Source organism: Alloyangia mangrovi (genome assembly GCF_002300555.2).
Taxonomy (GTDB): Bacteria; Pseudomonadota; Alphaproteobacteria; order Rhodobacterales; family Rhodobacteraceae; genus Salipiger; species Salipiger mangrovi.
In genome coordinates, this window is sequence record NZ_NTHN02000035.1 from 16907 (window position 1) to 38131 (window position 21225).

The following is a 21225-nucleotide window of genomic DNA, read 5'->3' on the forward strand; positions in this document are numbered from 1 at the left end:
TGTGCCTTGGTTTCAAGGCTTCATGAGCGGCAGAGGGGAGAGTGTCAAGCCAGCGCTGGAGCGGGGCAAATCTCTTCGAAGAGATTTGCAAAACCTTCGAAGGGTTTTGTGCCGGCGTTACCCGTTCGTGAGATCGCCGACGAGCGGGCGGGCCTCGATCACCACGAAGGCCTGAGCCCACGGGTGGTCGTCGGTCAGCGTCACGTGGATGATCGCCTCGTGGCCGGGTGGGGTCATCAGGTCGAGCCGCTCTTTCGCCCAGCCGGTCACCTGCATGACCGGCTGGCCGGTGGGCAGGTTGGTCACCGCCATGTCCTTCCACGAGATGCCCATACGCAACCCGGTGCCGAGCGCCTTGGAGCAGGCCTCCTTGGCGGCCCACCGCTTGGCATAGGTGCCTGCCACGTCCTTTCGGCGCTCGGCCTTGCGCTGCTCGGTCTCGGTGAAGACGCGGTTGCGGAACCGGTCGCCGAAGCGCGCCAGCGTCGCCTCGATGCGCTCGATATTCGCAAGGTCGGTGCCGATGCCGAGGATCATCTGTCGCCTCCGGGGCAGCGGGCGCTTACGCCCGCGCCTCGTCCATCAGGCGCCGCATCTCGGCGATGGCCGGGCCGAGGCCGAGGAAGATCGCCTCGCCGATGAGGAAGTGGCCGATATTGAGCTCGACCACCTCGGGGAAGGCCGCGATGGGTTTCACCGTGTCGTAGGTCAGCCCGTGGCCGGCGTGGACTTCGAGCCCCAGCGAGTGGGCGAAGGCGGCCATCTCGCGCAGACGCTCGAGTTCGGCATCGCGCTCCTCGAACTTGCCCTCGGCGTGGAGGTCGCAATAGGCGCCGGTGTGCAGCTCGATCACCTGCGCGCCGATGCGGTGCGCGGCCTCGATCTGCGGCTTGTCGGGGGCGATGAAGATCGACACCCGGCAGCCCGCCTCGCGCAGCGGCGCGATGAAGTGGGCCAGACGGTTCTCCTCGCGCGCGACTTCGAGCCCGCCCTCGGTGGTGCGCTCTTCGCGCTTCTCGGGGACGATGCAGACCGCGTGCGGCTTGTGGCGCAGGGCGATGGCCTGCATTTCCTCGGTGGCGGCCATCTCGAAGTTCAGCGGCACCGAGAGCGTCTCCATCAGCCCGTCGATGTCGGCGTCCGAGATGTGGCGGCGGTCTTCGCGCAGGTGCGCGGTGATGCCATCGGCCCCGGCCTCTTCGGCGATCTTCGCGGCGCGCAGCGGGTCGGGATAGGCGCTGCCGCGGGCGTTGCGCACGGTGGCGACGTGGTCGATGTTGACGCCCAGTCTCAGGCGGCCGGCATAGGAAGTCATCGCGTGTCCTCCGGGGGACGATAGGGGGTCTCTTCGCGCCGGACCCTAGTCCGCCGCGCCGCCCTCGTCAGCCGCTTTCTGCTTCTTTTTCAGGGCGGCGAGCTTTTTCTTCAGCGCCCCGCGGCGGCGGTTCTGATAGGCGCGGATGACCGGCACCGAGAGGTAATAGGCCACCAGCCCGGCAATGATGCCGGGAAGGATGCCGCCGATCAGGTAGGGGTAGAAGACCTCGTGGAAGAAGATCCGCAGGTTGGTCCAGTCGGCAGGGTCCCCGGTGAAGACCGCGCAGACATTGTGCCAGAGGTCGTGGCCCGCGTAGGTGAACTTGTCGAGCAGCGAGGCGTGATGCGGCGAACGACGGTCGATGCCGAGCAGGAAATACCCCAGCTCCAGCGAGACGATGCCGATCGGCACGTAGGTCAGCGGGTTGCCGAAGAAGGTGCCGAGCAGCGCGGCAAGGATATTGCCCCGCACCAGCCAGGCGATCGCGGCGGCCACGACGAAATGCAGACCGTAGAGCGGGGTGAAGGTGGTGAAGACCCCGGCAAAGATGCCGCGGGCGATCTTTTCAGGCGAATCGGGAAGCCGGTGCAGGCGGTACTGGACATAACGGGCGGCGCGCCCCCAGCCGCCACGCGGCCAGAAGAATTCGAGCACGGCCCTCCAGACTGGCCGTTTGTCGCGCCGCTTGAAAACCAATGGCGCCTTTCCCCTTTGTCTCTATTCCGCGGCGGCAGGCACGGCCGCCAGGGAGGTATCGCGGTGGCGGCTGACCGAGGCCACGTCGCTTTCGGCTTCGAGTGCTGACATCAACGAATGGAGATGCTCGGCGTCCCTCAGTTCCACATCTATCTGAAGTCTGAAGAAATCCGGTTTCCGGTCGATGAAGTGCAGGTCCGAGATATTGGCCCCGCGCTCTCCGATCAAGGTGCAAATGCGCCCCAAGACCCCAGCATCGTTGCCGACCGTAAGGTCAAGGCTCATGTCATAGGCCGCGGGATGCGTGCCGTCGGCCCAGTGCAGATCGACCCAGCGCTCGGGCTGGTCTTCGTATTTGGCCAACGCTTCGCAGTCGATGGCGTGCACGAAGACGCCCTTGCCGCGCTTGGTGATGCCGACGATCCGCTCGCCCGGCAGCGGCTGGCAGCAGCGCGCGCGGGTGAAGCCGGTGCCGGGCTCGAGGCCGATCACCGCGCGTTGCATCTCGACCTCATGCGCGTCCGAGGGCGTGAGGTCGGGGTAGACCGCATGCACCACCTCGCGGGTGGTCAATTCTGCGCTGCCGAGCCGGGCGAGCAGCTCGTCCGCATCCTCGAGCCGTAGCGTCTTGGCTGCCTTCTCCAGAACCTTGTCGGTGGATTTCTTGCCAACGTGCTCGAAGGCCGAGCGAGCAAGCTCCTGCCCCAGCTTGATGAAGCGGCCACGACCGGCCTCGCGCAGGGCGCGGCGGATGGCGCTGCGCGCCTTGCCGGTGGTGGCGATGTCGAGCCATGTGGCCTGCGGGGTCTGCCCCTCGGCGGTGATGATCTCGACCGATTGGCCGTTCTTCAGCCGGGTCCAGAGCGGCACGCGGATTCCGTCGACCTTGGCACCGACGCAGGCCGAGCCGATGCGGGTGTGGATGGCATAGGCGTAGTCGAGCGGCGTCGCGCCGCGCGGCAGCTTCACCACGTCGCCCTTGGGCGTGAAGCAGAAGACCTTGTCCGAATACATCTCGAGCTTCACCGCCTCGAGGAATTCGTCGTGATCCTCCTCGGCGTCGAACTGCTCGGTCAGCGAGGAAATCCACTTGGCGGGATCGACGGCAAAGGGGTTCTCGGAGCGCACGCCGTCCCGGTAGGACCAATGCGCGGCGACGCCGGTCTCGGCGACGTCGTGCATCTGGCGGGTGCGGATCTGCACCTCGACGCGCTTGCCGTCGCGGCCCGAGACGGTGGTGTGGATCGAGCGGTAGCCGTTGGATTTCGGCTGGCTGACGTAGTCCTTGAAGCGGCCCGGCACGGCGCGCCAGCGCTGGTGGATCACGCCGAGCGCGCGGTAGGTGTCCATCTCGCTCCGGGTGATGACCCGGAAGCCGTAGATGTCGGACAGGCGCGAGAAGCCCATGCCCTTTTCCTGCATCTTGCGCCAGATCGAGTAGGGCTTCTTGGCTCGACCGAAGACCTCGGCCTCGATCTGCGCCTCTTCCAGTTCGTGCCGCATGTCGCCGGTGATCCGGTGGATCACGTCGCCGGCTTCCTTCTGCAGGTTGATGAAGCGGCGGATGATCGAGGCACGCCCCTCGGGGTTGAGCACCCGGAAGGCCAGGTCCTCGAGCTCTTCGCGCATCCACTGCATGCCCATCCGGCCGGCAAGCGGCGCGTAGATGTCCATGGTCTCACGCGCCTTCTGCACCTGTTTCTCGGGGCGCATGGCCTTGATGGTGCGCATGTTGTGCAGGCGGTCGGCGAGCTTGACAAGGATCACCCGCAGGTCGCGGGACATCGCCATGAAGAGCTTGCGGAAGTTCTCGGCCTGCTTGGTCTCGGACGAGGAGAGCTGCAGGTTGGTCAGCTTGGTGACCCCATCGACCAGATCCGCCACCTCGGTGCCGAAGCGATCCGCAACATCCTGATACGAGGCGCGGGTGTCCTCGATCGTGTCGTGCAGAAGGGCGGTGATGATCGTCGCGTCGTCGAGTTGCTGCTCGGTCAGGATGGCGGCAACCGCAACGGGATGTGTGAAGTACAGCTCGCCCGAATGGCGATACTGCCCCTCATGCATCCGCAGGCCGTAATCATAGGCCTCGCGGATCAGCTTCTCGTTGGTCTTCGGGTTGTAGTTGCGGACCAGTGCAACGAGGTCTTCCGCCGCGATCATGGGCGCCTATCCTTACGCTGGCCCGCTACAAGCGAGCCTCTCAGCTCTCTCCTTGCGCTTCCATCAGGGCGCGCAGGAGCTTTTCTTCCGACATGTCGTCATCGGCGGGCTTGTCCTGCTCGGCACCCATGAGAAGCGCCATGCTGTCCTCTTCGGGCTCGTCGACCTCGATCTGGGTCTGGTGCGACTCGATCAGGCGTTCGCGCAGCTCGTCAGCCGACTGGGTTTCCTCGGCGATTTCGCGCAGGGCGACCACCGGGTTCTTGTCGTTGTCGCGATCGACGGTGATCGGCGCACCCGAAGCGACTTCGCGCGCCCGATGGGACGCGAGCATAACCAGCTCGAAGCGGTTGGGAACCTTGTCGACGCAGTCTTCTACCGTGACGCGGGCCATGAGCGTTTCACCTTCGGTTGACCGTAAGAAATGAGACTCCTACCGCGACGCTTGAGGATTGACAAGCGCAAACGCGGCGTTCCATCGGAGCGGCTCGGTCACATTGGAACGACCTCGGCGTGGGCCTCCTCGGGGAGGGCGTCGCAAAGTTCCTGCGCGGTCAGCCTGAGAATTGGGTGACGCCAATTAGCGGCAATTTCGCAAAGGGGAACAAGGACAAAGGCACGGTCCTGCAATCTCGGATGCGGCAGAATGAGCTCTGGGGGAGTCATCGCCGTTTGTTTCTCTTGAGCAATTTCCCGCCATTGCGTCTGAGTTGCCTCATCCGGCATCACGAGTTCGCCAGCAGCAAGCAGATCGAGATCGAGCGTCCGGCTGCCCCAGCGTCGCTCTCTTTCGCGGCCGAACTGCGCCTCGACGCGGTGCAGTGCAGCAAGCATGGAGGCGGGATCCGCGGGCCCGCTCACCATGGCGCAGGCGTTGCAATAGTTCGGCCCGAATCCTGCAGGGAAACAAGGTGTTGCGTAGAAGCGACTGACCTTCTCGATCCTATATCCCTCGCGCGCTAGAGCGGCGAGCGCGGCCTGCAGCGTTTGCAGCGGTGTCCCGGCCTCCGACGGCAAGTTTGCACCCAGGGCAATCAGGAAATTCTTACGTAAACCCAACCTTACACTATCCTTCTGCATATATTGCGCTGCTTGAAAAGCTGCCTGAAAGGCTTACTCTCATAGCAGGGTGCCTCATTATTCCATTTTTCCACTCACGGATCCGGCGCCCCGATTGCTCGAAAGGACATTTGATGTTTTACAAGGACGAACGGTTGGCGCTGTTCATTGACGGGTCGAACCTGTATGCAGCCGCCAAAGCCCTCGGCTTCGACATCGACTACAAGCTGCTCAGACAAGAATTCGTGCGTCGCGGCAAGATGGTGCGCGCATTCTATTACACTGCGCTCCTCGAAAACGACGAATACTCGCCGATCCGTCCGCTGGTGGACTGGCTGCACTACAACGGCTTCACCATGGTGACCAAGCCCGCGAAGGAATACACCGACGCGCAGGGCCGCCGTAAGGTGAAGGGAAACATGGACATCGAGCTGACCGTCGATGCCATGGAACTGGCGCCGCGCGTCGATCACATCGTGTTGTTCTCTGGGGATGGAGACTTCCGGCCGCTGATCGAAAGCCTGCAGCGTCAAGGCGTTCGCGTCTCGGTCGTCTCGACGATCCGCAGCCAGCCGCCGATGATCGCCGACGAGCTGCGCCGTCAGGCCGACAACTTCATCGAGCTCGACGAACTGCGCGAAGTGATCGGCCGCCCTCCGCGTGAGCAGCAGGCGGAGCGCAACTTCGAGGTTGCCAACGGGAACTGATCCCTTGGTGCCTTCCAAGGCAGGCGGATCTTATGGGGATGAGGTCCGCCGCCCATGCTAGGTGAGGCTGCCAGCTACGGCGGCCTCTTCGTCGCGGCTTTCGGAGCCGCGACCATCCTGCCGTTCCAGTCAGAACTTATCTTCGTCGGCTTACAGCTCGGCTCGAACCTGCCGATCTGGGCTTTGGTGCTCGTGGCGAGCATCGGCAACACGCTCGGTTCGGTGGTAAATTACACCCTCGGCGTCGGGCTCGAGCATTTCCGCCATCGCCGCTGGTTTCCCGTCACCGAGGCGCAGCTGGAGCGCGCGCAGCGCTGGTACGCCAAATGGGGCATCTGGTCGCTGCTGCTGAGCTGGGCACCCCTGGGCGACGGCTTCACCGTGGTCGCGGGGATCATGCGCACTCCGCTCTGGCTCTTCGTGCTGCTCGTCGCGGTGGCAAAGACCGGACGGTACATCATTCTCGCCTGGCTGACCGCCGCGACCCTGGGCTGAGCCTCTGGACCCGCGCGTGCAGAGCCACTAGGTCTGAGGAAACAGCAGACGCACCGGTGACCCAAGCCATGACCAAAGCCCCTCTCACCCTCTATCTCGCCGCACCGCGCGGGTTCTGCGCCGGTGTCGACCGGGCGATCAAGATCGTCGAGATGGCACTCGAGAAATGGGGGGGCGCCGGTCTACGTGCGGCACGAGATCGTGCACAACAAGTTCGTTGTCGACGGGCTGCGCGACAAGGGTGCGGTCTTTGTCGAGGAGCTCGAAGACTGCCCGCCGGACCGGCCGGTGATCTTCTCTGCCCATGGCGTGCCCAAGGCGGTGCCAGCCGAGGCGGCGCGGCGCGAGATGGTCTACGTCGATGCGACCTGCCCGCTGGTCTCGAAGGTGCACATCGAGGCCGCCCGTCATCACGAGAACGGGCTGCAGATGATCATGATCGGCCACGAGGGCCACCCCGAGACCGTCGGCACCATGGGCCAGCTCCCCGAGGGCGAGGTGCTGCTGGTCGAGACCGTCGCCGACGTGGCAACGGTCGAGGTGCGCGATGCCGACAAGCTCGCCTTCGTGACCCAGACCACGCTCTCGGTCGACGACACGGTGGACATCGTCGCGGCGCTGCGCGACCGCTTCCCGGCCATCGTCGGCCCGCACAAGGAAGACATCTGCTACGCCACCACCAACCGCCAGGAGGCGGTGAAGGCCATCGCGCCGGATTGCGATGCGCTGCTGGTGGTCGGTGCGCCCAACTCCTCGAACTCCAAGCGGCTGGTCGAGGTGGCACGTAAGGCGGGCTGCTCCTACGCCCAGCTTGTCCAGCGCGCCGAGGACATCGACTGGCGCGCGCTCGAGGGCATCCGCGCGGTCGGCGTCACCGCCGGCGCCTCGGCTCCCGAGGTGCTGATCGACGAGGTGGTCGCGGCCTTCGGAGCCCGCTTCGACATGACCGTCGAGAAGGTCGAGACCGCGCAGGAGAACGTCGAGTTCAAGGTGCCGCGCGTTCTGCGTGTGTCGGCGTGATTCTTCCCAGGCTCTCGCTTGCCCTGCTGCCGCAGGACCACGCCATAGTGCGCTTGCCCGCGGGCGCCGCCTTTCCGGACTGGACCGGCGACGAGGGCTGCGTCAGCCTTACCCGCGCGCCGGACGAGCTGTCGGTGGTTTGCCCCGCCGCCGCCGTGCCCGAGGGGACCGAGGGGAGCTTCGGCTGGCGGGCCTTCCGGGTCGACACGCTGGCGGGGCTCGACGAGCCAGGGGTTGTGCTGGCGGCGGTGAAGCCGCTCTCCGAGGCGGGGCTGGGTGTTTTCGTGATCTCGACCTTCCTGCGCGACTACCTTCTGGTGAACGGCCCACAGCTCGATGCGGCGCGGGAGTTGCTCGAAGCCGAAGGGCACCAGGTCACCCCCGTCTGAAAGCCCGTCCGGACCTGTCTTCGTTGACAGCGGCCGGGCGATCGGAAACCTTGCGGCGAAAACACGCGCAGGAGGAGAGACCATGCCCCGCCCAACCCTTTCGCGGAGCCGCGCATGAGCTCCGTGCCCCGCGCTCCGATGTTCCTCGCGCTCGCCGGGCTGCTGCCCTTCCTCTGGTCGGTGGCCACCCATTTTAACGGCGCGCTCTACGACTGGTCCCTGGCCCATCTCGGAAGCCGCTTCGTCGCGCCTTACCTGCAGCTCTCCTACGGCACGGTGATCCTCGGCTTCATGTCAGGCGTGCTCTGGGGATTTGCCACCAAGGCCGGCGGGAGCAAGGCGACCGCGGCCTATGCGCTGTCGGTTCTGCCCGCGCTCTGGGCCTTCTTCATGGTCGGTGGCGGGCCGGTGGCGGCCGCGACCAACCTCGTCTTCGGGTTCCTCGGCCTGCTGCTGCTCGACGCCTTCTTCCAGCTCTGGAACCTGACCCCGCGCTGGTGGCTGGCGCTGCGCGTGCCGCTGACCGCGGTGGTCGTCGCCTGCCTGTCGGTCGAGGCCTTCCTGTGAGCGGAAAGGGGCATGCGGCGGCCCGGACGGGACATGCCGTCGCGATGGTCCCCCGCGGCGAGGGGTGCGGGCTTGACGGCACCTCGGCGCCATGGCTTAGCGTGCTCGCCCATGGCTGACCTATATGCATATACCGACGGAGCTTGCTCCGGCAATCCCGGCCCCGGGGGCTGGGGCGTTCTCATGCGCGCGATGGAGGGCGAAACCGTCGCCAAGGAGCGCGAGCTCAACGGCGGCGAGGCGGAGACCACCAACAACCGCATGGAGTTGATGGCGGCGATCAGCGCGCTCGAGGCGCTGTCGCGCCCGTCGAAGATCACCGTCGTCACCGACAGTGCCTACGTGAAGAATGGCGTCACCGGCTGGATCCACGGCTGGAAGCGCAACGGCTGGAAGACTGCCGCCAAGAAGCCGGTGAAGAACGCCGAGCTCTGGATGCGCCTCGACGAGGCGCAGAAACGCCACGACGTCACCTGGGAATGGGTCAAGGGCCACGCCGGCCACCCCGAGAACGAGCGCGCCGACGAGCTGGCGCGGGCCGGCATGGCCCCGTTCAAGGGCTGAGGCAGGTGAGCCCGCTCGTCCTTCTCGACTACGCCTCGGTGCTGATCTTCGCCCTCACGGGGGCGCTGGTCGCCAGCCGGGCGCAGCTCGACGTGGTGGGCTTTGCCTTCCTTGCGTGCCTGACCGCGGTCGGCGGCGGCACCACGCGCGATCTGCTGCTCGACCGTCACCCGGTGTTCTGGATCGCCCAGCCCACCTATCTCGCCATTGCCTGCGCCGCCGCGCTGCTGGTCTTCTTCACCGCGCACCGGCTCGAGAGCCGGGCCAAGGCAATCCTCTGGCTCGACGCCGCGGCGCTCTCGGTGGCGGTGGCCGCCGGCAGCAGCATCGCCAAGGACGAGGGCGCGGCCTGGGGCGTGGTGCTGGTGATGGGGGTGATGACCGGCTGCCTCGGCGGGCTGATGCGCGACGTGGTGGCCAACGAGGTGCCGCTCCTGCTGAAACAGGGCGAGCCCTATGCCACCTGCGCGCTCTGCGGCGCGCTGGCTCTGCTGGTGGCCGGCTGGCTGGGCCTGCCGCCTTTCTCCGCCGCGCTGGTTTGCGCCGGGGTAACCTTTGCCCTGCGCGCCTCGGCATTGGCCTTTGGCTGGGGCATCCCGGTCTACAAGTCGCGCCCGCCGCGGGCCTGACGCCCGTCCCCTTCTTCTCTTTCGAAATACGCCGGGGAGCGCGAGGGCAGCGCCCCTCGCTCTTGTCGCATGGAAGGGGCGCTGCCCCTCTTGCCGCTGCGCGGCAATTCACCCCGGGATATTTTGACCTAGAAGAACCGGCGGCGGCTCACTGCAGGTCGGCGAAAGCCCTCTGCAGGCGGGTTCCGGCCTCGGCGATGATGGCGCGCGGCGCGGCGAGGTTGATCCGCATGAAGGTCTCGCCGCCGGTGCCGAAGGAGGGGCCGGGGCTGACGGCAATCCGGGCGATGTCGCGCACCCGCGCGTTGACCTCGTCGAAGTCCATGCCGGTGCCCGAGAAATCCACCCAGGCGAGGTAGGTCGCCTGCAGCGGCATCGAGCGCATGCCGGGGATGGCGTTGACCATCTCGTCGAAGAGCGCGCGGTTGCCCTCGAGATGGGCGATCTGCGCGTCGACCCATTCCGCGCCCTCGGGCGAATAGGCGGCGGCGCTCATGATCAGACCGAGCGCGTTGGGCTTGCTGTCGAGCGCGGTCAGCCGGTCCTCCATCCGCTGGCGCAGGCCGGCATCGCTGATGGTCAGTGCGCCGACGCGCTGGCCGGCGATGTTGAAGGTCTTCGACGCGGCGGTGAGGGTGACCAGCCGGTCTTCGCTCTCGGGCGCGGCGACGGCCATCGGCACGAAGGTCTCGCCCGGGTAGACGAGATCGTGATGCACCTCGTCCGACAGCAGCATCAGGTCGTTGCGCCTGGCGAAGTCGGCGACGGCGCGCAGCTCGTCCGCGGTCCAGATGCGGCCGGAGGGGTTCTGCGGCGAGCACCAGATCAGCATGGACTCCTTGCCGGTGAGCCGCGCCTGCGCGTCTTCGAGGTCGAGCTCGTAGCGCTCTCCCTCGCGCTTCAGCGGGCATTCGGTGACCACACGGCCGGCGCGGCGCACCTTGGCGGCGAACTCGTGGTAGACCGGCGAGAAGATCGCCACGTGATCGCCCGGTGCGGTGTAGACGTCGAGGCACATGGCCACGCCGTTGCCCAGGCCGTGCACCGGCACGATCCACTCCTGTTCGATGTGCCAGTCGTGGCGGGCCTTCATCCACCATTGCACCGCGCTGGTGTAGAGCCCCATCGCCGAGAAATACCCGAAGATGCCAAGATCGACCTGCGCCTGCAGCGCGTCGCGCACGCAGGGTGCGGTGGGATAGTCGGAATCGGCGGTCCACATCGCCAGACCGTCCTCCTGCGGCACGCCGAAGAGCTTCTCCATCAGGTCCCACTTGGAGGAGCCGGTGCCCCGGCGGTCGATCGGTTGATTGAACAGGTCTTTCATCGGCGATGTCACTTTCTTACGGCGGCTGGGACAACAGGTCTCGGGCCGACGCTAGCGAACGCGCGCCCGAGTGCAAGGGTCACAGGCGCGGGCATCTTGCGCGCTCACGTCGATTTGCCTAGATGAAGCGCATGAAACGCCCCATCCTCATCCACCCCGATCCGCGGCTGAAGAAGCTTTGTGCGCCGGTGCCCGACCTGTCGGACGAGCTGCGCGTGCTGGCCGACGACATGCTCGAAACCATGTATGACGCGCCGGGCATCGGGCTGGCCGCGCCGCAGATCGGTGTGCTGGAGCGGCTGATCGTGCTCGACTGCACACGTCCCGACGACGGCGAGACGCCGCGCCCGCTGGTGATGTTCAACCCGCGGGTGATCGCCAGCTCGGACGAGCGCAACTTCTACGAGGAGGGCTGCCTGTCGATCCCCGAGCAATATGCCGAGGTCGAGCGCCCGAAGATGGTAGAGGTCGAATGGCTGGACCGTGACGGCACGCTGCAGAAGGAAGAGTTCGACGGGCTCTGGGCGACCTGCGTGCAGCACGAGATCGACCACCTCGATGGCAAGCTCTTCATTGACTACCTCAAGCCGCTCAAGCGCCAGATGATCACCCGCAAAATGCAGAAGCTGAAACGCGAGAGGGCACGGATTTGAGCCTGCGTCCGATCCTTCGCTGGCCCGACCCGCGTCTGTCACAGCGCTGCGCCGAGGTCGGCTCGGTGGCCGAGGTGGCAGAGCTGGTCAGCGATCTTTTCGAGACCATGTACGACGCTCCCGGCCGCGGCCTCGCCGCGCCGCAGGTAGGCGCGATGGTGCGGGTCTTCGTCATGGACGCGGGCTGGAAGGACGGCGAGATGACGCCGCGCGCCTGCATCAACCCCGAGATCACCTGGGTTTCGGACGAGCGTGTCAACGGCACTGAAGGCTGCCTCTCGATCCCCGGGGTCACCGCGCAGGTCGAGCGCCACGCGCGCATCCGACTGGCCTATGCCGATCTCACCGGAGAGGTGCAGGAAGTCGAGCTGTCGGGTGCAGAGGCGATCGTTGCGCAGCACGAGTATGACCATCTCGACGGGCTGGTGCATTTCGACCGGCTTTCGGCAGAGGCGCGAGACGCGCTGATCGCCGACTACGAGGCGCTGGCGTAAGGAGCCTGCCGATGACCGCACGCACATGCATTCCCTGGCCCGACAAGCGCCTGCGCACGCCCGCTGCGCCGGTCGAGGCGATCACCGACGAGATCCGCGCCATCTGGAACGACATGATCGACACGATGGAGGCGATGCCCGGCGTCGGACTCGCCGCGCCGCAGATCGGGGTGATGCTGCGGCTCGCGGTGGTCGATGCCTCGGAAGAGCGCGGCAAGGCGATCCGCATGGCCAATCCCGAGATTCTGCATGCCTCGGTGAAGATGAACTCCCATGACGAGGCCAGCCCCAACCTGCCCGGCGTCTGGGCCAAGATCGAGCGCCCGCGCGGCGTGACCGTGCGCTTCCTGAACGCGGCGGGCGAGATGCAGGAGCAGGACTTCGTCGGGCTCTGGGCGACCTCGGTGCAGCACCAGGTCGATCACCTCAACGGCCGGATGTACTTCGACCATCTCGGCAAGGTGAAGCGCGACATGCTGATCCGCCGCTCGAAGAAGCGCGGCTGAGGCGCGCCCCTGCCCGAGGCGGTGCTGGCGGCGCGGGCGGGATTTGCGTATTTGTCAAAGAGAAGAAGGGGCGGGCGCCGGCAGGTTGCCGCGCGGCCCCGCATCTGTGGAATGACGGAAGGGAGCGGCCCGATGCGCGTGGTCTTCATGGGAACCCCGGAGTTTTCGGTGCCGGTGCTCGAGGCGCTGGTCGGGGCGGGGCACGAGATCGCCGCGGTCTACAGCCAGCCGCCGCGACCCGCCGGGCGCGGCAAGAAGGACCGCCCCTCGCCGGTGCAGGCCCGCGCCGAGGCGCTGGGGCTGGAGGTGCGCCACCCGGTGAGCCTCAAGGGGGCTGAAGAGCAGGCGGCTTTCGCGGCGCTGGAGGCCGATGTGGCGGTGGTGGTCGCCTACGGGCTGATCCTGCCGCAGGCGATTCTCGATGCACCCGCGCGCGGGTGCCTGAATATCCACGCGTCCCTGCTGCCGCGCTGGCGCGGGGCGGCGCCGATCCACCGGGCGATCCTGTCCGGGGACCCGGAGACCGGCGTCTGCATCATGCAGATGGAGGCCGGGCTCGACACCGGGCCGGTGCTGCTGCGCGAGGCGCTGAAGATCGGCGCCGAGGAGACCACCGGTGCGCTGCATGACCGGCTCTCGGACATGGGTGCCCGGCTCATCGTCACCGCGCTCGAGCGGCTCGACCTGCTGGAGCCCGTGTCGCAGCCCGAGGCGGGGGTGACCTACGCGCAGAAGATCGACAAGGCCGAGGCGGTGCTGGACTGGGGGCTGCCCGCCGAGGAGGTGTCGCGCCGGATCCGCGGGCTGGCGCCCTTTCCCGGGGCTTGGACCATGGTGGGCGGCGAGCGCATCAAGCTCCTGGGCGCGCGGGTCGTGCCGGGCGAGGGTGCGCCGGGCGAGGCGCTGGACTCGGGCTTTGTCATCGCCTGCGGCGCGGGCGCGGTGCAGATCACCCGGGCGCAGCGCGCCGGCAAGGGGGCGCAGGATGTCGAGACCTTCCTGCGCGGCATGAACATTCCCGCCGGCACGATGCTGGGCGGGGCATAGCGCGAGGACAGGTCATGGGCATTCTCTGGCTTCTGATCATCGGCGCCGCGGCGGGTTTCTTCGCCACGCGGGTCATGCAGGTGCGGACCGGCGTTCTGCAGACGGTGGCGCTCGGCATGGGCGGGGCGCTCATCGGCGGGCTGGTGCTGCGCGGGCTGATCGCGATGACCGGCGCGCTCGCCGGGCTCGTCGGCGCGGTGCTGGGCGCGATGCTGCTGATCTGGATCCTGCAGAGGTTCGGCCCGCGCTGAGCCGGCCGGCCCGGCCTGTGCGCTCATGCCGGAGGGGCTGCGCGCGGGTGCCGGTTTGCTCGGGCAGGTAGCTCCCCTACGTCTTTCACGAAAGAAAACGCAGGGAGCGCGAACATCATGGGCCAACTGGTCGACGGCGAATGGCAGGACACGTGGTATGACACCGGCAAGACCGGGGGCAAATTCGTGCGGTCCACCGCCAAGTTTCGCAACTGGATCACCGCGGACGGCAGCGCCGGTCCCTCGGGCGAGGGCGGCTTCATCGCCGAGCCCGACCGCTACCATCTCTACGTCAGCTACGCTTGCCCCTGGGCGCATCGGGCGCTGATCTTCCGGGCCCTGAAAGGTCTCGAGGATCTCATCCCGGTGAGCGTCGTGCATCCCGAGATGCTGTCCGAGGGCTGGGAGTTCCGCACCGATTTCGACGGCGCCACCGGCGACCGGCTGCACGGGCTGCCCTTCCTGCGCGACATCTACCTCAAGACCGATCCGGCGATCTCGGGCCGGGTCACCGTGCCTGTGCTCTGGGACCGCAAGCGCGAGACCATCGTCTCGAACGAGAGCGCCGAGATCATCCGCATGTTCAACGCGGCCTTCGACGGGCTGACCGGCAATACCGACGACTACTGGCCCGAAGCGCTGCGCATGGCCATCGAGCCGGTGAACGCGCGCATCTACGACACGGTCAACAACGGGGTCTACAAGGCGGGCTTCGCAACCTCGCAGGAGGCTTACGAAGAGGCGGTGCTGCCGCTTTTCGACACGCTCGACTGGCTCGAAGAGCGGCTGTCCGGCCAGCGCTACCTGATGGGCGATCTGATCACCGAGGCCGACTGGCGGCTTTTCACCACCTTGATCCGCTTCGACACGGTCTATCACGGCCACTTCAAGTGCAACCGGCGGCGCATCGTCGATTACCCGGCGCTCTGGGCCTATGTGCGCGAGCTCTACCAGTGGTCGGGCGTGGCGGGGACGGTGCGGCTCGACCACATCACGCAGCACTACCATTACAGCCACGACACCATCAATCCGCACCGCATCGTGCCGGTCGGGCCGGTGCTCGACCTGGATGCCCCGCACGGGCGCGACGCGCTCTAGTCGCTGGCCCGAGACCGTTCAGAGCTCAGACCGCGCAGCGCGCGCCGTAATGCTCGACCATGGCCGCCAGATCGGAGGGGGCCGTGGCCGTTGGCAGGTAGGCGCAGGCATTGGCGCAGTGCCGGAAGATCGAGCCGTCCGAGAAAACCGGCGAGTCCGTCACGAAGACGACGCGGCAGTCGGGTTGTCGAAAAGAGGCGAAATCCGCGACCGCGAGCGCGCTGCCCGCGGCCAGCATCAGGTCGAGCACGATCACGTCGACATCCTCGTCGCGGATCAGCCGGGTTGCGCCGTCCTGATCCTGCGCCACGAGGACGTCGGCGCCATTGCCTTCGAGATGGCGACACCAACTCCCGGCGAGGGTCTGATTACCTTGTACGATGAGGACTTTCATTCATCATCTCCCGGCAGACACCCCCTTGCCCGCAGCTGACCGTTATCCGTTCCCGTTTTTAGCTGGTTTTGACCCTTCTTCTTCGTTTTCGGATGGCTTCCTAAACAAAAGATTAATTTCGGTTAGCAGTTGAAACATTTCGCTCACAAAGCCTGCAACCTTGCGTGATCGGCGCGGAGCCCGGCCTGCTTGCCAGCCTGTCGCGGGCTGATAGGGTGGGGGCAGTCTTTGTGCGAGGTGTCCATGCGTGTCCTGCCCTTCTTGACCGCCCTGCTGCTTCCCGTGGTGGCGCAGGCGCAATCGGCGCCCTGCGGCGGCGACTTCCGCAGCTTCCTGCGCGGGGTGTCGGATGAGGCCGTGGCGCAGGGCGCGGAGCCGGAGAGGGCGGCGCGCTTCTTCTCGGGGCTGCGGCAGGATCCAAAGGTGCTCAAGGCCGACCGGGCGCAGGGCATTTTCCAGGCCCCCTTCATCGAGTTTTCGCGCAAGCTGATCTCGCAAGACCGGCTCGACAAGGGCCGCCGCAAGGCCGAGGAGTGGGATGCGGTCTTTGACCGGATCGAGCGCGAATACGGTATCTCGCGCGGTGTGCTGCTGGCCTTCTGGGCCTTCGAGACCGACTACGGCGGCTACCAGGGCAACTTCAACACTGCCAATGCGCTAGCCACGCTGGCGCATGACTGCCGCCGGCCCGAGCTGTTCCGCCCGCAGTTGATCGCGGCGCTCGAACTCTACGAGCATGGTGATTTCGACCCGGCCACCACCACTGGCGCCTGGGCAGGCGAGATCGGCATGGTGCAGATGCTGCCCCGCGACATCATCGAAAACGGCGTCGATGGTGATGGCGACGGGCACGTGCGGCTCAAGACCTCGGTGCCTGATGCGCTGATGTCGGGTGCGCGGATGCTCTCGGGTCTCGGATGGCGCCCCAACGAGCCCTGGCTGCAGGAAATCACCCTGCCGGCGGAGTTCGACTGGTCTATGACCGGGCTCGAGACGAGTTTGACCGTCGCGGAATGGGAGCGGCTCGGGGTTGCCGGGCGCAATGGCGCTCTGGATGACGGGCGGCTGCAGGCCTCGATCATCCTGCCGCAGGGGCGGGGCGGTCCGGCCTTCATCGCCTATCCGAACTTCCGGGTTTTCTTCGAGTGGAACCAGAGCTTCACCTACGTGCTGACCGCGGGCTATTTCGCGACAAGGCTCGAGGGCGCGCCGGTCTATGACGCGGGCAGTCCGGCACCGGGTCTTTCGGGGCCGCAGATGCAGCAGTTGCAGCGCAAGCTTCAGGCGCGTGGCTTCGACGTAGGCGAGGCGGATGGCATCCTCGGCGCGGGCACGCGGAGCGCGGTGCGCAAGGTGCAGGCCGAAATGGGCCTGCCGGTCGATGGCTGGCCGACGGCGGAGCTGCTGCAGGGCTTCTGAGCGAAGCTCTGGGGGTGCAGGAAGGGCCGGGCGCAAGACGCCCGGCCTGCTTTGTTCCTGGCTCAGGCGAGGGCGGCCTCGGCGGCGGCGGAGAGGCGCAGCAGCCGGTCCTCCTCCATCGGGGCGGCCATCAGCGAAATCCCGCAGCTCGGCGTCCCGGTGGGCAGCGTGGTGACGCAGAGGCCCATGACGTTGCCGACCCGGGTGTTGCGCAGGGTTAGCAGGTTCTCGGTGACGTAGTAGTCGTCGTCGCTGAGCAGCCGGTCGACCTTGGGCGGCAGGTTGGGCGCGCTGGGGCAGAGCACCGCGTCGAAGCCCGCCGTGGACTTGGCCCAGGCGGCGCGGGCCTCCATCATCCGGTCCCAGGCCCGAAGGTACTCGGCGGCGCCAAAGGCTTTTCCACCCTCGAAGCGCTCTCGGATCGGCGCGAACATCAGGTCGCCGCGCGCGCTGATGTCATTGCGCCAGGTGGCCCAGGCCTCGGCGGTGTAGAGAACTGCGGCATCGCCCATGGGGATGGCGACCTCGGGCACATCCAGCGGCACGATCTCGGCACCCGCGGCTTCCAGGCGCTCCAGCGCCGATTGGTAGGCGGCGGCGGGTTCGGGGCGCAGGTCGTCCATGACGATGGTGGTCAGCGCGGCAAGGCGCACGCCCTTCAGCGAGGCGCCGGTCAGGTCGGGGGCGCGGCGGCCTTCGAGTGCGGCGAGCATCAGCGCCGCATCCTCGACGGTCCGGCACAGCGGGCCGACCGTGTCGAAACGCGAGGCCAGCGGCACCGCGCCGACCAGCGACAACCGGCCCCAGGTGGTCTTGAGGCCCACAAGGTCGTTCCAGGCCGAGGGGATGCGCACCGAGCCGCCAGTGTCCGAACCCACCGCCGCGGCGGCGAGGCCGAACGCGACCGAGGCCGCGGCGCCCGACGAGGAACCGCCCGCCACCGCCTCGGCATCATTGACCGAGGGCGGGGTGGCGGTGACCGGGTTCAGCCCGAGGCCGGAGAAGGCCAGCTCCGACAGGTGGGTCTTGCCAAGGCAGACGAGCCCCATGGCGGTGGCGGTCTGCAGCACCTTGGCATCGCTCTCGGGCACGCGGCCCTCGAGCAGCTTCGAGCCGGCCTCGGTCGCCACGCCGGCGGTGTCGAAGAGGTCCTTCCAGCTCACCGGCACACCATCGAGCGGCGAGAGGCGCATGCCCGCCTTGGCGCGATCGCTTGCGGCTTTCGCCTCGGCCAGCGCGCGGTCGGGCGTCACCCGCGCATAGATGCGATCCTTCAGCGGGTGCGCCGCGATCTTGTCGAGATAGGCCTGCGCCAGCTCGACCGGGTCGACCTCGCCCGCCCCGATCGCCCGCCCCAGTTCTGCCGCGCTTTTCCCTGTCCAGTCCGTCATGCCGTTATCCTTGTTGAAGCCGCCTTCCATCCTGGGCGGCTTTGCTTTTTTTCGATCGGCGCGACGGTAGCGGCACGGCGGCGCATGGACAATCCCACCCGCAGGACCATAGTACGCCCCATGACACAGGACAGCGATCTGCTCATCATCGGCGGCGGCCTCAACGGGCCCGCCCTCGCGCTGGCGGCGGCCAAGGCCGGTCTCAGCGCCACCGTCATCGACGCCCTGCCCGCCGAGCTGCGGGCCGAGCCGGAGTTCGACGGCCGCGCCTATGCGCTGGCGCTGGCCTCGGTGCGGCTGCTGGCCAACCTCGGGCTCTGGGAGCAGCTGGCGCCCGACGCCCAGCCGATGACTGCGATCCGTGTCACCGACGGGCGCGTCGGCGAGGCCGAGGTCTTCCTCGGGCTCGATTTCGCCTCCGCGGAGATCGAGGAAGGCCCGATGGGCCATATGGTCGAGGACCGCTTCCTGCGCCGTGCGCTGCTCGAGGCCATGGCCGCCGAGCCGCTGATCAGCCACCGCGCCTCGGCGACGGTGGTCGGGCAGGCGGTGGACGTCTCGGGCGTGACGGTGACGCTGGCCGATGGCGGCACCCTGCGCGGGCGGCTGCTGATCGGCGCCGACGGGCGCAGCAGCGGCACCGCCGCGCGCGCCGGGATCCGGCGCATGGGCTGGAGCTACGGGCAGACCGCACTGGTCTGCGCCATCGCCCACGAACTGCCGCACGAGGGCGTCGCGCATCAGTTCTTCATGCCGAGCGGGCCGCTGGCGATCCTGCCGCTCACCGGCAACCGCAGCTCGATCGTCTGGAGCGAGAAGGACGCACTCGCCCGCGCCATCCACGCCCTCCCCGACGACGAGTACCTTCAGGTGCTGCACCCGCGCTTCGGCGACTTCCTTGGCGAGATCTCCCTCGCAGGGCCGCGCTACACCTACCCGCTGGGGCTGACGCTGGCGAATGCCTTCGTCGCCGACCGGCTGGCGCTGGTAGGGGATGCCGCGCATGGCATGCATCCGATCGCCGGGCAGGGGCTCAACGCCGGGCTGCGCGACGTGGCGGCTCTGGCGCATGTGCTGACACATGCGCAGCGGCGTGGCGAGGACATGGCCTCGCCGCTGGTGCTGGCGCGCTACCAGAGCTGGCGGCGCTTCGACACCGCGGCGCTGGCGGCGGCGACGGACCTCTTCAACCGGCTCTTCTCGAACGACAACCCGATCCTTCGGGCAGGGCGCGACTTCGGCATGGCGCTGGTTCAGGGCTTGCCCGGCCTGCGCCGAAACTTCGTGCGCGAGGCGGCGGGGCTGACCGGCGAGCTGCCGGACCTTATGGCAAAATAAGTCTGGGGTCGGCCAAGCTCCTTTGAAGGAGTTTGCAACTCTCTTCGAAAAGAGTTGGGTGGATGCAAAGCAAACAGCGGGCGGATGCAGTCAACCGCCCGCTGTTCTTTTCGGGAGTCACTTGATCCGCTGGCCGTTGGCGAGGATCTGGCCCTGGTCGTTCATCTCGATGGTCGAGGTCTGCGTATCGGGCTCGGAGCCCGGAACGGTGAACATCCCCAGCATCATCCGCGCGCCCATGGCGTCCTGCTGGCTCAGCAGCCCCATGGCGATCAGCTTGTCGATGAGCCCGTTGGCGCCGCTGAGATTGAACGTCACCTTGCCTTCGGGCGCGGGCATGCCGCCGAAGCTCTCGGTGTCCTCCTGGTTGAAGGCGACCTCGCCCTGGCCGGTGATTTTTGCGCCGGCGGCGGAGAGCGTCAGGCTGTTGAGGGTGAGCGCGTTCAGCTCCGCCGGGGCGGCGTCTTCCTGCTCGAGCCGGGTCAGCCCGGCGGGGTCGAAGACCGAGACCAGCGGCGTCACCTTGCCGGTAAGGTCGAAGGCCAGCGTGGCCGGATCGCGCGGCAGCGTGGCGCCGGGATCGAAGATACCCCAGATCGCGTCCGACAGGGTCAGCCCGCCGAGGGTCACTCCGAGGGCCATGTCCTGTGGCGTGTCGGATTTGGCCAGCGGCATTGACAGATTCAGAGCAAGCTCATCGACCGCGGCGCTGACCGGGAAGGGCAGATCGCCGCCCTCGGCCTCGTAGCTGAGCGCCTTGAGCCCGAAGGCATAGCTCATCCGGGTCCCGTCGATCGCGCCTTCGAGTGAGCCACCCTGCGAGCTGCTGCTGCCGGTCATCGTCTCGCCGCCGTCGGTCAGGGCAAAGGTGGTCTGGCCGCTGTCGAAGGTGAGCGTTCCGCTGCCCTCGAAACCGGCGCCCATGATCGCGGCGGCATCGCTGTTGGGGTCCACTTCGGGGATCACCGATTCGCCTCGGCTGGTCAGGCCGGTCACCCGGCCCGAGACCTGGCCGGTGCTGTCCGACTGCTCGGGATCGCTGCCCGAGAGGTCGTAACGCAGCTCGTCCGCTTGGTAGCTGTGGCTGTAGCGGCGCTTGCCGTCCGTCGTGGCGACCTCGGAGTTGCCGGAGAGCGGGCCGGTGGCGAGGCTGGCGCTGAACACGTCGCGGGACAGCTCCTTGCCCTCCGCCAGCAGGCGCACCAGCTCGAGCCTGGTGGCCTCGGCGCTGTAGGCGTAATTCAGCGCGTCGGGATCACCCGAGGCGACGAGGCTGAGTCCGTCCTGGGCCAGCTCGAGGGTCATCTCCACCGGCTCCGTGCCCTCTTCGGTGACGCGCACCTCGATCGGCATGGGGCTCGGGAAGCGCAGCCCGACCGTGCCGTCGCCGAGGTCCTCCAGCGTGAGATCGGCGAGGCCCAGGGTGACATCGCCCGCCGATTGGTCTTCGCTCTCTGGGATCGCCATGCGCAGGGTCAGATCGCCCAGCATCAGGTTGCCGCCACTCTCGCTTTCGGTGACCGAGACCTCGTAGCCGACGCCCTTGAGCAGCTCTGACAGGTCATCCCAGACCTCGGCGGGGGTGACATCGGCATTGGCGGGCAGCGCCAGGGTCAGAGCTGCCGCTCCGACCGTCAGACCTGCGCCCAGGCGAGCGCCATGACCCGCCCCCGGACCCCCAGTGAGAAACCGCATATCCAATC

The 21225-nt window shown here is 67.3% G+C and carries 24 protein-coding genes and 1 pseudogene; 15 read left to right on the top strand and 10 right to left on the bottom strand.

Annotation, left to right across the window (positions count from 1 at the left end):
* Positions 1-117 precede the first annotated feature (117 nt).
* From acpS to folK, 6 genes are all read right to left on the bottom strand, one after another.
* The gene (acpS, locus tag CLG85_RS17595) at positions 118-537 is read right to left on the bottom strand and encodes a holo-ACP synthase (protein ID WP_095883966.1); all 420 of its coding nucleotides are present in this window, start codon (positions 535-537) and stop codon (positions 118-120) included.
* A gap of 25 nt (positions 538-562) precedes the next feature.
* Positions 563-1315 (bottom strand): pyridoxine 5'-phosphate synthase, encoded by a 753-nt coding sequence (locus CLG85_RS17600; RefSeq protein ID WP_095883967.1) that lies wholly within the window; start codon positions 1313-1315, stop codon positions 563-565.
* 45 nt (positions 1316-1360) lie between these two features.
* On the bottom strand, positions 1361-2014 hold the full coding sequence (locus tag CLG85_RS17605) for a DUF2062 domain-containing protein (protein WP_095883968.1): 654 nt from the start codon (positions 2012-2014) through the stop codon (positions 1361-1363).
* Between the two features lie 21 nt (positions 2015-2035).
* Positions 2036-4174, bottom strand: coding sequence for a RelA/SpoT family protein (locus CLG85_RS17610; protein ID WP_095883969.1), 2139 nt, complete (start codon positions 4172-4174; stop codon positions 2036-2038).
* Between the two features lie 40 nt (positions 4175-4214).
* Entirely contained in the window at positions 4215-4568 is a 354-nt protein-coding gene (rpoZ, locus tag CLG85_RS17615) for a DNA-directed RNA polymerase subunit omega (RefSeq protein ID WP_095883970.1), read from the bottom strand.
* 98 nt (positions 4569-4666) lie between these two features.
* Positions 4667-5233, bottom strand: a complete 567-nt coding sequence (gene folK, locus CLG85_RS17620) for a 2-amino-4-hydroxy-6-hydroxymethyldihydropteridine diphosphokinase (protein ID WP_235865494.1) — start codon at positions 5231-5233, stop codon at positions 4667-4669.
* A gap of 134 nt (positions 5234-5367) precedes the next feature.
* On the opposite strand from folK, the gene CLG85_RS17625 reads away from it, so the two are divergent.
* The 7 genes and pseudogenes from CLG85_RS17625 (at position 5368) to CLG85_RS17655 (ending at position 9604) form a co-directional block, all read left to right on the top strand.
* On the top strand, positions 5368-5940 hold the full coding sequence (locus tag CLG85_RS17625; RefSeq protein WP_092427755.1) for a LabA-like NYN domain-containing protein: 573 nt from the start codon (positions 5368-5370) through the stop codon (positions 5938-5940).
* 54 nt (positions 5941-5994) lie between these two features.
* A complete protein-coding gene (locus tag CLG85_RS17630) occupies positions 5995-6435 on the top strand; it encodes a YqaA family protein (RefSeq protein ID WP_095883972.1) in 441 nt (146 codons plus the stop codon).
* Between the two features lie 68 nt (positions 6436-6503).
* Positions 6504-7455 (top strand): annotated as a pseudogene (gene ispH / locus CLG85_RS17635) (4-hydroxy-3-methylbut-2-enyl diphosphate reductase).
* A complete protein-coding gene (locus tag CLG85_RS17640; protein ID WP_224847806.1) occupies positions 7452-7844 on the top strand; it encodes an ACT domain-containing protein in 393 nt (130 codons plus the stop codon). The pseudogene ispH and the gene CLG85_RS17640 overlap by 4 nt, the downstream one beginning before the upstream one ends.
* Positions 7845-7958: 114 nt before the next feature.
* Positions 7959-8411 carry a DUF3429 domain-containing protein gene (locus tag CLG85_RS17645; RefSeq protein ID WP_095883974.1) on the top strand — a complete coding sequence of 151 codons (453 nt, stop codon included), beginning with the start codon at positions 7959-7961 and terminating at the stop codon, positions 8409-8411.
* Positions 8412-8522: 111 nt separating this feature from the next.
* Complete coding sequence (rnhA, locus tag CLG85_RS17650) at positions 8523-8975, top strand: ribonuclease HI (RefSeq protein ID WP_095883975.1); 453 nt, start codon at positions 8523-8525, stop codon at positions 8973-8975.
* A gap of 5 nt (positions 8976-8980) precedes the next feature.
* The gene (locus tag CLG85_RS17655) at positions 8981-9604 is read left to right on the top strand and encodes a trimeric intracellular cation channel family protein (RefSeq protein WP_095883976.1); all 624 of its coding nucleotides are present in this window, start codon (positions 8981-8983) and stop codon (positions 9602-9604) included.
* 148 nt (positions 9605-9752) lie between these two features.
* On the opposite strand, the gene CLG85_RS17660 is transcribed toward CLG85_RS17655, so the two are convergent.
* A complete protein-coding gene (locus CLG85_RS17660; RefSeq protein WP_095883977.1) occupies positions 9753-10931 on the bottom strand; it encodes a MalY/PatB family protein in 1179 nt (392 codons plus the stop codon).
* 131 nt (positions 10932-11062) lie between these two features.
* Here CLG85_RS17660 and def (CLG85_RS17665) point away from each other — a divergent pair, with 131 nt between their 5' ends.
* The 6 genes from def (CLG85_RS17665) to CLG85_RS17690 all read left to right on the top strand — a co-directional run bounded on the left by def (CLG85_RS17665) (position 11063) and on the right by CLG85_RS17690 (position 14980).
* Complete coding sequence (gene def, locus CLG85_RS17665; protein WP_095883982.1) at positions 11063-11584, top strand: peptide deformylase; 522 nt, start codon at positions 11063-11065, stop codon at positions 11582-11584.
* On the top strand, positions 11581-12078 hold the full coding sequence (gene def / locus CLG85_RS17670; protein ID WP_095883978.1) for a peptide deformylase: 498 nt from the start codon (positions 11581-11583) through the stop codon (positions 12076-12078). The genes def (CLG85_RS17665) and def (CLG85_RS17670) overlap by 4 nt, the downstream gene beginning before the upstream one ends.
* Before the next feature lie 11 nt (positions 12079-12089).
* Positions 12090-12584, top strand: coding sequence for a peptide deformylase (gene def / locus CLG85_RS17675; protein ID WP_095883979.1), 495 nt, complete (start codon positions 12090-12092; stop codon positions 12582-12584).
* Between the two features lie 132 nt (positions 12585-12716).
* Entirely contained in the window at positions 12717-13631 is a 915-nt protein-coding gene (fmt, locus tag CLG85_RS17680; RefSeq protein WP_260349756.1) for a methionyl-tRNA formyltransferase, read from the top strand.
* Between the two features lie 14 nt (positions 13632-13645).
* Positions 13646-13882 (top strand): GlsB/YeaQ/YmgE family stress response membrane protein, encoded by a 237-nt coding sequence (locus tag CLG85_RS17685; protein ID WP_095883710.1) that lies wholly within the window; start codon positions 13646-13648, stop codon positions 13880-13882.
* A 117-nt stretch (positions 13883-13999) separates the two neighbouring features.
* Positions 14000-14980, top strand: coding sequence for a glutathione S-transferase family protein (locus CLG85_RS17690; RefSeq protein WP_095883709.1), 981 nt, complete (start codon positions 14000-14002; stop codon positions 14978-14980).
* Between the two features lie 25 nt (positions 14981-15005).
* On the opposite strand, the gene CLG85_RS17695 is transcribed toward CLG85_RS17690, so the two are convergent.
* Positions 15006-15374: a response regulator transcription factor gene (locus CLG85_RS17695; RefSeq protein WP_095883708.1), complete on the bottom strand. Its 369-nt coding sequence runs from the start codon at positions 15372-15374 to the stop codon at positions 15006-15008.
* 243 nt (positions 15375-15617) lie between these two features.
* Here CLG85_RS17695 and CLG85_RS17700 point away from each other — a divergent pair, with 243 nt between their 5' ends.
* Positions 15618-16793, top strand: coding sequence for a lytic murein transglycosylase (locus CLG85_RS17700; protein WP_095883707.1), 1176 nt, complete (start codon positions 15618-15620; stop codon positions 16791-16793).
* Positions 16794-16855: 62 nt separating this feature from the next.
* Here the strand turns inward: CLG85_RS17700 and CLG85_RS17705 are convergent, their stop codons facing one another.
* A complete protein-coding gene (locus CLG85_RS17705; protein ID WP_260349758.1) occupies positions 16856-18184 on the bottom strand; it encodes an amidase in 1329 nt (442 codons plus the stop codon).
* A 120-nt stretch (positions 18185-18304) separates the two neighbouring features.
* Here CLG85_RS17705 and CLG85_RS17710 point away from each other — a divergent pair, with 120 nt between their 5' ends.
* The gene (locus tag CLG85_RS17710; RefSeq protein ID WP_260349759.1) at positions 18305-19522 is read left to right on the top strand and encodes a UbiH/UbiF/VisC/COQ6 family ubiquinone biosynthesis hydroxylase; all 1218 of its coding nucleotides are present in this window, start codon (positions 18305-18307) and stop codon (positions 19520-19522) included.
* Between the two features lie 117 nt (positions 19523-19639).
* Here CLG85_RS17710 and CLG85_RS17715 read toward each other — a convergent pair whose 3' ends face one another.
* The gene (locus CLG85_RS17715) at positions 19640-21217 is read right to left on the bottom strand and encodes a DUF2125 domain-containing protein (protein ID WP_095883728.1); all 1578 of its coding nucleotides are present in this window, start codon (positions 21215-21217) and stop codon (positions 19640-19642) included.
* Positions 21218-21225 lie beyond the last annotated feature (8 nt).